Source organism: Streptomyces daghestanicus (assembly GCF_020521275.1).
Lineage (GTDB): Bacteria > Actinomycetota > Actinomycetes > Streptomycetales > Streptomycetaceae > Streptomyces > Streptomyces griseoviridis.
Genome location: NZ_BNDX01000008.1, coordinates 532,666 through 545,105 on the forward strand (window position 1 = coordinate 532,666; position 12,440 = coordinate 545,105).

10 protein-coding genes are annotated in these 12,440 nt (G+C 72.2%); 2 read left to right on the plus strand and 8 right to left on the minus strand.

Translation table 11 applies throughout. The features are described from left to right. The first annotated feature begins 6 nt into the window (after window positions 1-6). Window positions 7-906 (plus strand): aminoglycoside phosphotransferase family protein, encoded by a 900-nt coding sequence (locus Sdagh_RS11790; protein ID WP_189424176.1) that lies wholly within the window; start codon window positions 7-9, stop codon window positions 904-906. A gap of 13 nt (window positions 907-919) precedes the next feature. On the opposite strand, the gene Sdagh_RS11795 is transcribed toward Sdagh_RS11790, so the two are convergent. The 7 genes from Sdagh_RS11795 to Sdagh_RS11825 form a co-directional block, all read right to left on the minus strand. Next, window positions 920-2,623 carry a proline--tRNA ligase gene (locus tag Sdagh_RS11795; protein ID WP_189424174.1) on the minus strand — a complete coding sequence of 568 codons (1,704 nt, stop codon included), beginning with the start codon at window positions 2,621-2,623 and terminating at the stop codon, window positions 920-922. Window positions 2,624-2,705: 82 nt separating this feature from the next. Beyond that, window positions 2,706-3,239 carry a GNAT family N-acetyltransferase gene (locus Sdagh_RS11800; protein ID WP_189424171.1) on the minus strand — a complete coding sequence of 178 codons (534 nt, stop codon included), beginning with the start codon at window positions 3,237-3,239 and terminating at the stop codon, window positions 2,706-2,708. Between the two features lie 131 nt (window positions 3,240-3,370). Next, window positions 3,371-4,219 carry a GNAT family N-acetyltransferase gene (locus Sdagh_RS11805; RefSeq protein WP_190078420.1) on the minus strand — a complete coding sequence of 283 codons (849 nt, stop codon included), beginning with the start codon at window positions 4,217-4,219 and terminating at the stop codon, window positions 3,371-3,373. Window positions 4,220-4,451: 232 nt separating this feature from the next. Continuing rightward, window positions 4,452-5,609 (minus strand): flavodoxin-dependent (E)-4-hydroxy-3-methylbut-2-enyl-diphosphate synthase, encoded by a 1,158-nt coding sequence (gene ispG / locus Sdagh_RS11810; RefSeq protein WP_226535056.1) that lies wholly within the window; start codon window positions 5,607-5,609, stop codon window positions 4,452-4,454. A 170-nt stretch (window positions 5,610-5,779) separates the two neighbouring features. Further along, window positions 5,780-7,084 (minus strand): M50 family metallopeptidase, encoded by a 1,305-nt coding sequence (locus Sdagh_RS11815; protein ID WP_502362250.1) that lies wholly within the window; start codon window positions 7,082-7,084, stop codon window positions 5,780-5,782. Continuing rightward, window positions 7,081-8,337, minus strand: coding sequence for a 1-deoxy-D-xylulose-5-phosphate reductoisomerase (gene dxr, locus Sdagh_RS11820; protein WP_189419571.1), 1,257 nt, complete (start codon window positions 8,335-8,337; stop codon window positions 7,081-7,083). The genes Sdagh_RS11815 and dxr overlap by 4 nt, the downstream gene beginning before the upstream one ends. Before the next feature lie 93 nt (window positions 8,338-8,430). Further along, on the minus strand, window positions 8,431-10,410 hold the full coding sequence (locus Sdagh_RS11825; RefSeq protein ID WP_190077401.1) for an acyl-CoA dehydrogenase family protein: 1,980 nt from the start codon (window positions 10,408-10,410) through the stop codon (window positions 8,431-8,433). Window positions 10,411-10,687: 277 nt separating this feature from the next. Between Sdagh_RS11825 and Sdagh_RS11830 the strand changes: the two genes are divergently transcribed. After that, window positions 10,688-11,707 carry a LacI family DNA-binding transcriptional regulator gene (locus tag Sdagh_RS11830; protein ID WP_189419576.1) on the plus strand — a complete coding sequence of 340 codons (1,020 nt, stop codon included), beginning with the start codon at window positions 10,688-10,690 and terminating at the stop codon, window positions 11,705-11,707. Between the two features lie 18 nt (window positions 11,708-11,725). Here the strand turns inward: Sdagh_RS11830 and Sdagh_RS11835 are convergent, their stop codons facing one another. Then, window positions 11,726-12,439, minus strand: coding sequence for a glycoside hydrolase family 12 protein (locus Sdagh_RS11835; protein WP_189419578.1), 714 nt, complete (start codon window positions 12,437-12,439; stop codon window positions 11,726-11,728). Window position 12,440: the final 1 nt, after the last annotated feature.

Consider the following 12,440-nt stretch of genomic DNA (forward strand, 5'->3'; position numbering starts at 1 on the left):
TCGCGCATGGCTTTCGAACCGCCCCGGCGTCTGGTCAGGGCGCTCGGTGAGACGGCACCGGACGGTGACGCGTGGCTCGCGGCCCTGCCCGAGGCGGCTCACCGGGCCGTCGCTCTACGCGGGTTGACCGTGGAGCGGGTGCAGGTGCCCGGCGGGCGCAGCAGCCTGGTGGTGCTGGCGCACACCGCCGACGGGACGCCCGCGGTGCTGAAGCTGGCCCCGCCCCGGGCGCGCCCGGAGAGCGAGCGGGCGGCGCTGGCCCACTGGGGCGGCCGGGGTGCCGTACGGCTGCTGGAGGAGCGGGCCGACGAGGGGGTACTGCTCCTCGAGCGGCTGCACCCGGACGTGTCGGTGCGGTCGCTGCCGGAGGCGCGGGCGCTGCTGGAGGCGGCGGGGACGCTGCGCCGGCTGTGGGTGGAGCCGCCCGCCGGGCATCCCTTCGAGACGGTGGCCGGGCGGACCGGGCGGCAGGCGGCGGCGATGCGCGCGGGCGCCGGGGCCGATCCGGCGGTGGCGCCGCTGGTGGACGCGGCGCTGGCGGTGCGCGAGGAGTTGCTGGCCGCGCCGCCCGGGGAACGGCTGCTGCACGGCACGTTCCGGCAGAGCAAGGTGCTGGCCGGGGACCGGGTGCCGTGGCTGGCGGTGGGCCCGGACCCGGTGGTGGGCGAACCGGCCTTCGACCTGGCCCGGCTGGTCCGGGACCGGGTGGAGGACCTGATCGCCCAGCCGTCCGGGGCGTCGACGGTCCGGCGGCGGATCAAGCGGCTCGCGGAGTCGCTGGAGGTCGACCGGGAGCGGCTGCGCGGCTGGACGCTGTTCCGGGCCGTGGAGTCCGGGGTGCGGGCGGCCCGGGTGGGCCGCCCGCAGGACGCGGAACTGCTGCTGGAGTTCGCGGGCTGGCTGTAGCGCCGCCCCCGGCTCAGGCGGTGAGGCGGGCGATGGCTTCCTCGACGGTCAGTTCCTCGCGCTCGCCGGTGCGGCGGTCCTTCAGCTCGACCACGCCCTCGCCGGAGCGGCGCCCGGCGACCAGGATCTGGGGCACGCCGATCAGCTCGGCGTCGGTGAACTTCACGCCCGGGGAGACCCCGGCCCGGTCGTCGACCAGGACGCGGACGCCGGCGGCGGACAGCTTCTCGGAGACGTCGAGGGCCAGCTCGGTCTGGAGGGCCTTGCCGGCGGCGACCACGTGCACGTCGGCGGGGGCGACCTCCTTGGACCAGATCAGGCCCTTGTCGTCGGCGTGCTGTTCGGCGAGGGCGGCCACCGCGCGGGAGACGCCGATGCCGTAGGAGCCCATGGTGACGCGGACGGGCTTGCCGTTCTGGCCGAGGACGTCGAGCTTGAGGGCGTCGGCGTACTTGCGGCCGAGCTGGAAGATGTGCCCGATCTCGATGGCGCGGTCCAGCTTGAGGCCGGTGCCGCACTTGGGGCAGGGGTCGCCCTCCTCGACGACCACGACGTCGACGTAGGCGTCGGCCTCGAAGTCGCGGCCGGCGACCACGTTCCTGGCGTGCGTGCCCTCCTTGTTGGCACCCGTGATCCACGCGGTGCCGGGCGCGACGCGCGGGTCGGCGATGTACGTGACCTTCTCGCCGAGGCCCTGCGGGCCGACGTAACCGCGGACCAGGTCGGGGCGGCCGACGAAGTCCTCGGCGGTGACCAGTTCCACGCTCGCGGGGGCGAAGTGCGCCTCGACCTTGTCCAGGTCGACCTCGCGGTCGCCGGGGACGCCCACGGCGACGATCTCGCCGTCGACCTTGACCAGGAGGTTCTTCAGGGTGGCGGAGGCGGGGACGCCGAGGGATGCGGCGAGGGTCTCGATGGTGGGGGTGTCCGGGGTGGGGATCTCCTCCAGCGCGGGGACCCCGGAGGCGTCGACCGGCTTCAGCTCGAAGGTGATCGCCTCGGTGTTGGCGGCGTAGTCGCAGTTCGGGCAGTCGGCGAAGGTGTCCTCGCCGGCCTCGGCGGGGGCGAGGAACTCCTCGGACTTGGAGCCGCCCATCGCGCCGGCGGTCGCCGCGCAGATGCGGTAGTCCAGGCCGAGGCGCTCGAAGATGCGCTGGTACGCCTGGCGGTGCAGGGCGTAGGACTCGGCGAGGCCCTCGTCGGCGGTGTCGAAGGAGTAGGAGTCCTTCATCAGGAACTCGCGGCCGCGCAGGATGCCGGCCCGGGGGCGGGCCTCGTCGCGGTACTTGTTGGCGATCTGGTAGAGGATGACGGGCAGGTCCTTGTAGGAGGACGCCTGGTCCTTCACCAGCAGGGTGAAGATCTCCTCGTGGGTGGGGCCGAGCAGGTAGTCGCCGCCCTTGCGGTCCTGGAGGCGGAACAGCTCGGGGCCGTACTCCTCCCAGCGGCCGGTGGCCTCGTAGGGCTCGCGGGGCAGCAGGGCGGGGAGGGTGACCTCCTGGGCGCCGATGGCGTCCATCTCCTCGCGGACGATGCGCTCGATGTTGGAGAGGACCTTCTTGCCGAGCGGCAGCCAGCTCCACAGGCCGGCGGCGGTGCGGCGGACGTAGCCGGCGCGGACCAGCAGCTTGTGGCTGAGGACCTCGGCGTCGGCCGGGTCGTCGCGCAACGTCTTCGCCAACAACTTGGACATGCGCTGGACCGGTGCGTTCGCCATGGTTCTCGTGTCTCCTGCGAGGTGAGGGTGATGGCCACGAGGTTAGCCGGGCGGTCCTGGGTGGTGGAAATCGGTTATCGCCTCATCGCCGCAGCAGCGGGAGCGGGGCGCCCATCACGGCGTACGGCTTGGGGGCGCTGGGGAAGAGGACCTGGCGGGCGAGGTCCTGGTAGCCGAGGGAGCGGTACAGGCCGCGGGCGGGGCTGTCGGTGTCGATCGCGGAGAGGATCGAGCGGGGCTCGGCGGCGCCGTCGGTGATGGTGGTGATCAGCGCGCGGCCCACGCCCCGGTTCTGGTGGGCGGGGTGGACGTGGAGTTCGGTGATCACGAAGGAGTCGTCCAGCCAGCCGTCGTTGCCCTGGGCTCGCAGATAGGGCTCGACGATCGTGGACCACCAGTGGGCGCGGTCGTTGGGCATGCCGTAGACGAAGCCGGCGAGGCGGCCGTCGGGGGTGGTGGCGCCGAGGGCGCGGGCGCCGGGGTGGGTCATGTGGCGCAGGACGATCTGCCGGCGGACGGCGACCTCGTCGGGGCCGAGACCGAAGGCGGCGGCCTGAACCGCGAGGGCTTCGTCGACGTGGGCGGCGAGGTCGAGGGGGCCGATCACTGCGTCCATGCGGGGAGCCTACAGGGGGGTTCGCGTGGTTTTCCGGGGGGCGGGGGCGTCGCGGGCGGTCGCGCTCACGCGGCGGAGCCGCGCTGCGGAACAGCCGCGCCCCTGGCGGGCGCGGAGCGCCTGGGCGCCGGTCAGAACAGGACGCTCATGAAGGCGCCGGCCTCTTCGAAGCCGACGCGGTGGTACGTCCTCCTGGCGGCCGTGTTGAAGTCGTTGACGTAGAGGCTGGCGACCGGGGCGATGTCGGTCAGGGCGTAGCGCAGGACCGCGGCCATGCCGGGGGCGGCGAGGCCCCGGCCGCGGTACTCGGGGGCGACCCAGACGCCCTGGATCTGGCAGGCGCGGTCGGTGGCGGCGCCGATCTCGGCCTTGAAGACGACCCTGCCGTCGGCGTCGAAGCGGGCGAAGGAGCGGCCGGTGCCCACGAGTTCGGCGACCCGGGCCTGGTAGAGCAGGCCGCCGTCGCCGGCCAGCGGGGAGACGCCGACCTCCTCGGTGAACATCGCCACGCAGGCCGGCATGATCGCGTCCATCTCGTCCTTGCGGACGCGGCGGACGTGCGGGTCGGGGGCGACCCGGTCGGACATCCGGTCGGTGACCATGAGGGGCTGGCGGCGCCGGACCTCGCGGGCCGGGCCCCAGGACGGCTCCAGCAGCCGCCAGAGCCGGCTGGTGGCGTCGGCGGGGCCGACGATGGAGGAGCAGCGGCGGCCGGCCCGGCGGGCGCGGTCGGCGAAGGCGCGCACCGCGCGGGGGCCGGCGCAGATGGGGACGAGGTTGGCGCCCGCGTAGCACAGGGACGTCAGCATGCCGTCCTCGTACCAGCCCCACATCTCGCCGCCGAGCCGCCAGGGGTCGAGGCCGGCGACCTGGACGCGGGAGGTCACGAAGGCGTTCGTGACCGGCTCGCGGTCGAGGACGGCGAGCGCGGCGTTCAGGTCGCTCGGTTCGAGGACCCGGGAGGTGGTCTGCGTCAACACGTGCGGGGCCTCACCCTGGGGTCTGCTGGATCTCCGCACTGTACCCGCGGAGGCTCGGCGGCGTCGCCCCGCGTTCCCCTCGCCGTTGCCCCGCCGGTGGCCGCCGGCTCCCGGGCCGTCTGGGGGGGCTGCCGCCCCCGGTCCCCCGCCTCGGCCCTGAACGGGTCTCGTCCTCGAACGCCGGACGGGCCGGAGGCAGCCGGCCTGTGCCGGGAAGGCACCGGAGAAGCGCTCAGCCGGCCACCGCCACCGACGGCTCGCCCGAGGCGACGCCGTCCGCCTCCATCTGCTCGGCGATCTTCATCGCCTCCTCGATGAGGGTCTCGACGATCTTGGACTCGGGGACGGTCTTGATGACCTCGCCCTTGACGAAGATCTGTCCCTTGCCGTTGCCGGAGGCGACGCCGAGGTCGGCCTCGCGGGCCTCACCGGGGCCGTTGACCACGCAGCCCATGACGGCGACCCGCAGCGGCACCTCCATGCCCTCCAGTCCTGCGGTGACCTCCTCGGCCAGCTTGTAGACGTCCACCTGGGCCCGGCCGCAGGACGGGCAGGAGACGATCTCCAGGCCGCGCTGGCGGAGGTTGAGGGACTCCAGGATCTGGATGCCGACCTTGATCTCCTCGACGGGCGGCGCGCTCAGGGACACCCGGATCGTGTCGCCGATGCCCTGGGAGAGCAGGGCGCCGAAGGCGACGGCCGACTTGATGGTGCCCTGGAAGGCGGGGCCGGCCTCGGTGACGCCGAGGTGGAGGGGGTAGTCGCACTGTGCGGCGAGCTGGCGGTAGGCCTCGACCATGACCACCGGGTCGTTGTGCTTCACGGAGATCTTGATGTCCCGGAAGCCGTGCTCCTCGAAGAGGGACGCCTCCCACAGCGCGGACTCGGTGAGCGCCTCGGGGGTGGCCTTGCCGTACTTCTGGAGCAGGCGGCGGTCCAGCGAGCCCGCGTTCACGCCGATGCGGATCGGGGTGCCGTGGTCCTTGGCGGCCTGGGCGATCTCCTTGACCTTGTCGTCGAACTGCTTGATGTTCCCGGGGTTGACGCGGACCGCGGCGCAGCCGGCCTCGATGGCGGCGAAGACGTACTTCGGCTGGAAGTGGATGTCCGCGATGACCGGGATCTGCGACTTCCTGGCGATGACCGGCAGCGCGTCGGCGTCGTCCTGGGTGGGGCAGGCCACGCGGACGATCTGGCAACCGGAGGCCGTCAGCTCGGCGATCTGCTGGAGGGTGGCGCCGATGTCCGAGGTGCGGGTGGTGGTCATCGACTGCACGGACACCGGGGCGTCGCCGCCCACCGCGACCGAGCCGACCTGGATCTGCCGGCTCTTCCGGCGTTCGGCGAGCCTGGTCGGAACGGACGGCATGCCGAGAGAAATCGCAGTCATCTGCTGTGCAACCCCAAGTCGTGGATCAAGGCCCGGTCCCGTCAGCGGCGGGCTCCGATCATTCGAGATTACGGCACCGGGTCGGCGCCCGGCACATTCCTGCGCCGTGATGGCACTCGAAGGAAGGCAGCCCGGCACAAGCGTGCCGGGCCGCCGTGAACCGTGGATGGCTAGGAGATTCTCACGGGGTTGACCACGTCGGCGACGAGCACCAGCAGTGTGAAGCAGACGAAGACGCCCGCCACCACGTAGGCCACCGGCATGAGCTTCGCCACGTCGAACGGGCCGGGGTCGGGGCGGCGCAGGACCTTCGCCACGTTGCGGCGCAGCGCCTCCCACAGGGCGCCCGCGATGTGCCCGCCGTCGAGCGGGAGCAGCGGGAGCATGTTGAACAGGAAGAGGGAGAGGTTGAAGCCGGCGACCAGCATCACGGCCATGGCGAGCTGCTGGGTGGGCGGGATGTCCAGGGTGAAGATCTCGCCGCCGACGCGGGCGGCGCCGACGACGCCCATCGGGGAGTCCGGTTCGCGGGGGCCGTCGCCGAAGGCGGCGTCCCACAGCGCCGGGATCTTGCCGGGCAGGGCGGCGAGGGAGTCGACGGCGTCGCCGATCCGGTCGCCCATCCAGACCACGGAGTCGCCGAAGTCCTGCTTGACGACGCCGGTGGCGGCGCTGAAGCCGAGGAAGCCGGCGGTGACGTACTCGCCCTGGACGTAGCCGCCGCTGCCGTCCTTCTTGGCGACCTTGTTGGTGGCGATCTCGGCGTGCAGGGTGACGTCCTCGCCGTCGCGCTCGACGACGATCGGGACGGTCTCGCCCGGGTGGGCGCGGATCAGGTCGGACAGCTCGTCCCACTTGTCGGTGCGGACGCCGTCGAAGGAGACGATCTTGTCGCCGGCCTTGAGCCCGGCCGCGGCGGCCGGGGAGGGGGCGTCGGCGTCGGTGCACTTGTCGCGGTTCTCGGACTGGGAGATCACGCACTGGGAGACCGAGCTGACGGTGGTGGTCTGCTGGGAGATGCCGAAGCCCATCAGGACGATGAGGAACAGCACCACCGCGAGGATCAGGTTCATGAACGGGCCGCCGAACATGACGATGACCCGTTTCCAGGGCTTGCGCGTGTAGAAGAGCCGGTTCTCGTCGCCGGGGCGCAGTTCCTCGAAGGCGGCCGAGCGGGCGTCCTCGATCATGCCGCGCCACGGGGAGGTGGAGCGGGCCTCCAGCTTGCCGTCGGGGCCGGGCGGGAACATTCCGATCATGCGGATGTAGCCGCCGAACGGGATGGCCTTGATGCCGTACTCGGTCTCGCCCTTCTTCCGGGAGAAGAGGGTCGGGCCGAAACCGACCATGTACTGCGGCACCCGGATGCCGAACAGCTTGGCCCAGGACAGGTGGCCCAGTTCGTGCCAGGCGATGGAGAACAGCAGGCCGACCGCGAAGACGACTATGCCGAGGATGAACATCAGGGTCGTCATGCACGGGCCTCCGCCGCTTGTGCCGCCAGTTCCCGGGCCCGGGTGCGCGCCCAGGTCTCCGCTTCGAGGACGTCCGCGACGGTCAGGGAAGTTCCCGTGGACGGGGTGCCGTGCTCGTCGACCACCCGGGTGACGGTCTCCATGATGCCGAGGTAGGACAGCGTCCCGGCGCGGAAGGCCTCGACGCACTCCTCGTTGGCCGCATTGAACACCGCCGGGGCCGTGCCCGCGAGCTGCCCGACCCGGCGGGCCAGGTTCACCGCGGGGAACGCCTCGTTGTCGAGCGGGAAGAACTCCCAGGTGGACGCCGTGCTCCAGTCGAAGGCGGGAGCGGCGTCCGGTACCCGCTCGGGCCAGCCGAGGCCGATGGCGATGGGGCCGCGCATGTCGGGGGGCGTGGCCTGGGCGAGCGTGGAGCCGTCGGTGAACTCGACCATGGAGTGGACGTAGGACTGGGGGTGGACGACGACCTCGATGCGGTCGAAGGGGATGTCGTAGAGGAGGTGGGCCTCGATGACCTCCAGGCCCTTGTTGACGAGGGTCGCGGAGTTGATGGTGATGACCGGGCCCATGGCCCAGGTGGGGTGCGCGAGGGCGTCCTCGACGGTGACGGCGGCGAGCTGCTCCCGGGTCCGGCCGCGGAACGGGCCGCCGGAGGCGGTGACGACCAGTCTGCGCACGTCGGCGCGGGTGCCGGCGGCGACGGCCTGGAAGAGGGCGGCGTGCTCGGAGTCGACGGGGATGATCTGTCCGGGCTTGGCGAGGGCCTTGACCAGCGGGCCGCCCACGATGAGCGACTCCTTGTTGGCGAGCGCGAGGGTGCGGCCCGCCTCCAGGGCGGCGAGGGTGGGGGCGAGGCCGATGGAACCGGTGATGCCGTTGAGGACGGTGTGGCAGTCGGAGGCGGCGGCCTGCGTGGCGGCGTCGGGTCCGGCGAGGATCTCGGGGAGCGGCTCCCCCGTGCCGTACCGGGCCCGCAGGGCTTCCCGCAGCGCCGGGACGACGTCCTCGCGGGCCACGGCGACGGTGCGCACCCGCAGCCGGTACGCCTGCTCGGCGAGGAGCGCCACCCGGCCGCCGTGGGCGGACAGGGCGGTGACCCGGAAGCGGTCCGGGTTGCGCAGGACGAGGTCGATGGCCTGGGTCCCGATCGACCCGGTGGAGCCGAGGATCACCACGTCCTTCGCGCCGTCTCCCGCGAGGGGGTCGTGGACGAGGTGCGGGTCGGCGAGGGGGGCAGGGCTGTCGGTCATCCCCCCATTGTTGCCTCAACGGCTGTCCGGGAGGACAGCGCGTCCCTCGGGCGGGTGGCGCGGTGTCCGCCCGGGGCGGCGCCCAGGTGGATCTCACCTGATGGGACGGTGGACGTTCGTTCTCGTACTGGCGCCGGGGGTGGCGTCGGCGATCCACGGGCCGTCGCCGGAGGGGTCGACGATGCCGTGTTCCAGCCATTCATAGGTACCGGACAGGACGCCCTTGACCACCGTGCGGTCGAGACCGTCGGTGTTGGACCACAGGCGGCCGAAGAGTTCCTCGACGCGGAGGCGGGCCTGGCGGCAGAAGGCGTCGGCGAGCTGGTACGCCTCGCGGCCGTGCTCGCCGCGGGAGCGGAGGAGCTCGGCGCGGACGCAGGCGGCGGACATGGCGAAGAGTTCGGCGCCGATGTCCACGATCCGGCCGAGGAAGCCCTGCCTGGTCTCCATCCGGCCCTGCCAGCGGGACATGGCGTAGAAGGTGGAGCGGGCGAGCCGGCGGGCGGTGCGCTCCACGTACCGCAGGTGCGGCGAGAGGTCGACCTCGTGCTTGAAGTCGCCGTAGGAGGTCGGGAGCTGGCCGGGTCCTGCGATCAGTTTCGGGAGCCACCCGGCGTAGAAGGCGCCGGCCCGGGCACCCGCCCGCGCCTTGTCGGACAGGGACTTCTCCGGGTCGATCAGGTCGCCCGCGACCGACAGGTGGGCGTCGACGGCCTCGCGCGCGATGAGCAGGTGCATGATCTCGGTGGAGCCCTCGAAGATGCGGTTGATGCGCAGGTCGCGCAGGACCTGCTCGGCGGGGACCGCGCGTTCGCCGCGGGCGGCAAGGGAGGCGGCGGTCTCGAAGCCGCGCCCGCCGCGGATCTGGACCAGTTCGTCCGCCATCAGCCAGGCCATCTCGGAGCCGTAGAGCTTGGCGAGGGCGGCCTCGATGCGGATGTCGTTGCGGTCCTCGTCGGCCATCTGGGAGGAGAGGTCGAGGACGGCTTCGAGAGCGAAGGTGGTGGCGGCGATGAAGGAGATCTTGGCGCCGACCGCCTCGTGCAGGGCGACCGGCTTGCCCCACTGCTCGCGGGCGGCCGACCACTCGCGGGCGATCTTCAGACACCACTTGCCGGCGCCGACACACATCGCGGGCAGCGAGAGGCGGCCGGTGTTGAGGGTGGTGAGGGCGATCTTGAGGCCGGCGCCCTCGGGGCCGATGCGGTGGGCGGCGGGGACGCGGACCCGGTGGAGGCGGGTGACGCCGTTCTCCAGGCCGCGCAGGCCCATGAAGGCGTTGCGGTGCTCGACGGTGACGCCCTCGGCGGCGCTCTCCACGACGAAGGCGGTGATGCCGCCCTTGTGCCCCTCCGACCTCGGGACGCGGGCCATGACGACGAGCAGGTCGGCGACGACCCCGTTGGTGGTCCACAGCTTCACGCCGTCCAGCACGTAGTCGTCGCCGTCGGGGACGGCGGTGGTGGCGAGGCGGGCCGGATCGGACCCGACGTCCGGTTCGGTCAGCAGGAACGCGGAGATGTCGGTGCGGGCGCAGCGCGGCAGGAAGGCGTCCTTCTGTTCCTGGGTGCCGAACATCTTCAGCGGCTGCGGCACGCCGATCGACTGGTGGGCGGAGAGCAGCGCGCCGATCGCGGGGTTCGCGGAACCGACCAGGGCGAGGGCCTTGTTGTAGTACACCTGGGTCAGGCCGAGGCCGCCGTACCTGGTGTCGATCTTCATGCCGAAGGCGCCCAGTTCCTTCAGCCCGGTGATGACGTCGTCGGGGATGCGGGCGTCCCGCTCGATGGCCGCGCCGTCGATCCGGGTCTCGCAGAAGTCGCGGAGCTGGGCGAGGAACGCCTCGCCGCGGCGGCTCGCCTCGTCGTCCGGGAGCGGGTGGGGGTGGATGAGGTCGAGACGGAAGCGGCCGAGGAACAGCTCCTTGGCGAAGCTGGGCCTGCGCCAGTCCCGCTGCCGGGCGTCCTCCGCCACCTGCCGGGCCTCCCGCTCGGTGACGGCGGGCCGGGAGGAGGGGGAAGCGGACGAAGGGGAGGACGAAGAGGACGAAGAGGGGGTGGCTGGTGCGGACATGAGGGTCACCTCGCCGCGTATCGGCACGGATCGGGGATGTGCGTACTCATCGGTGCTACCCGATCGTTGGTACCCGATCCCGGGCACCCCGGCCACCCTTCGTACGGCCGTTCGGCCGAGAAAGCGCGGGGGCGTACGCGGGTCCCGGCCGGCCTGTCGAAGCGCTTCGACGAGTATGGACACCCACCCCCGCTGGGGCTACTGTCGGACCACCCTCGCCCCGCTGCCGCCCGCCATACGCGTCTGTCGAAGCGCTTCACACCCTTTGGAGAGCCGGATGGTCACCCTCGCCGAGGTCGCCCAGCACGCCGGAGTGTCGGCGAGCACGGTGAGCTATGTCCTCAGCGGCAAGCGGTCCATCTCCACCACCACCCGGCAGCGGGTCGAGGAGAGCATCCGGACGCTGGGCTACCACCCCAACGCCGGTGCCCGCGCCCTGGCCAGCAGCCGCTCCAACATCATCGCGCTGATGATCCCGCTGCGCACCGACATGTACGTGCCGGTGATGATGGAGATCGCCATCGCGGTCGCCACCACCGCGCGCGCCCACGGCTACGACGTCCTGCTGCTCACCGGCGAGGAGGGTCCGGACGCGGTGCGCCGGGTCACCGGCAGCGGGCTGGCGGACGCGATGATCGTCATGGACGTCGAACTGCGCGACGAGCGGCTGCCGTTGCTGCGCGGCACGGACCGGCCGTCGGTGCTGATCGGGCTGCCCGCCGACACCTCCGGGCTGACCTGTGTCGACCTCGACTTCCGGGCGACCGGCGCGCTGTGCGTGGAGCACCTGGCCTCGCTGGGGCATCGTGACATCGCTGTCATAGGGGAGGCGCCCGGGGTCTACGAGCGGCACACCGGGTTCGCCGAGCGGACGCTTCAGGGGCTGCGCGGGCGGGCGCTTGAGCTGGGGCTGCGGCTGCTGCACCGGCCGTGCGAGGGCGGGTACGACGCGATGGCGCTGACGCTGTCCCGGATCTTCGACGAGCGGCCCGGCACCTCGGGGTTCGTCGTGCAGAACGAGGCGGCGGTGGAGCCGCTGCTCGCGCTGCTGCGGCAGCAGGGGCGGGCGGTGCCCGAGGACGTGTCGGTGGTGGCGGTCTGCCCCGAGCAGGTCGCCACGCAGGCGTCGGTGCGGCTGACGTCGGTCGCCGTGCCCGCGCAGGAGATGGGGCGGCACGCCGTCGAGCAGCTGGTCGCCAAGCTCGGCGGGCGGGGCAGCGACGAGGTGGTGCTGCTGCCGCCGGAGCTGACGGTCCGGGCGAGTTCGGGGCCGGCCCCGGGCTGGGCCGGCCCCTGACCCCGGTGTGCCCGGCGCTCAGCCGCCGCTGACCGTCAGGTTGTTGGTGACGAAGTCGAGACCGCCGGCCGACGAGGTGATCTCGTAGCCGAACTGCACGTCGCCGATGGTCTCGTTGCCCATCCAGCCCTTGGTGTCCTTGATCCACTTCAGGACCGGGAGGATGTTCACGGTGCCGGCGGTGGAGTCGGAGGTGCGCAGGAAGCTGTACACCTCGTTGGCCCCGTTGTTGCCCTTGTAGACGTTCCAGGTGTGGCCGCCGAGGGTGACGCTGCCCTGGGAGGTGCCGAGCGGGCCGACGGCGCCGTTGTGGTTGACCCAGAGCATGATCTCGTAGTCGTAGTCGGTGTCCCAGATGTCGTACGAGGTGTTGTACGCGCCGGACGCCGGGACGGTGACGTTGTAGCTGCTGCTGAGCGAGGTCAGCGAGGTGATCGGCTTGTTGATCACCTTCTTGCTGTTCGGGTACGACTTGATGCCGCCGGTGTCGGGGTGGTCGGCCCACACACCCCAGTTGGTGCCGGAGTCGGCCCAGACGCACTGGCTGCCGGCGCCGGAGCCCCAGATGTTGTTGTAGAGGGTGTAGCCGTTCAGGGTGGTGTTGCCCCACTGGTCGCAGGTGTTCCAGACGGCGGCCTGGGCGGGGGCGGCGGCGAGGCCGACGGCGGCGCCGAGGGCGAGCGCGGGGGCCAGCAGGGCCGTGGTCAGCCTGCGGGGGGTGCGGAGTGCCATG

Excerpts from the sequence above, each read along its gene's own strand:
- Sdagh_RS11790 (WP_189424176.1), top strand. The coding sequence starts at position 7 with ATGGCTTTCGAACCGCCCCGGCGTCTGGTCAGGGCGCTCGGTGAGACG.
- Sdagh_RS11795 (WP_189424174.1), bottom strand. The coding sequence starts at position 2,623 with ATGGCGAACGCACCGGTCCAGCGCATGTCCAAGTTGTTGGCGAAGACG.
- Sdagh_RS11800 (WP_189424171.1), bottom strand. The coding sequence starts at position 3,239 with ATGGACGCAGTGATCGGCCCCCTCGACCTCGCCGCCCACGTCGACGAA.
- ispG (WP_226535056.1), bottom strand. The coding sequence starts at position 5,609 with ATGACTGCGATTTCTCTCGGCATGCCGTCCGTTCCGACCAGGCTCGCC.
- Sdagh_RS11815 (WP_502362250.1), bottom strand. The coding sequence starts at position 7,084 with ATGACGACCCTGATGTTCATCCTCGGCATAGTCGTCTTCGCGGTCGGC.
- dxr (WP_189419571.1), bottom strand. The coding sequence starts at position 8,337 with ATGACCGACAGCCCTGCCCCCCTCGCCGACCCGCACCTCGTCCACGAC.
- Sdagh_RS11825 (WP_190077401.1), bottom strand. The coding sequence starts at position 10,410 with ATGTCCGCACCAGCCACCCCCTCTTCGTCCTCTTCGTCCTCCCCTTCG.
- Sdagh_RS11830 (WP_189419576.1), top strand. The coding sequence starts at position 10,688 with ATGGTCACCCTCGCCGAGGTCGCCCAGCACGCCGGAGTGTCGGCGAGC.
- Sdagh_RS11835 (WP_189419578.1), bottom strand. The coding sequence starts at position 12,439 with ATGGCACTCCGCACCCCCCGCAGGCTGACCACGGCCCTGCTGGCCCCC.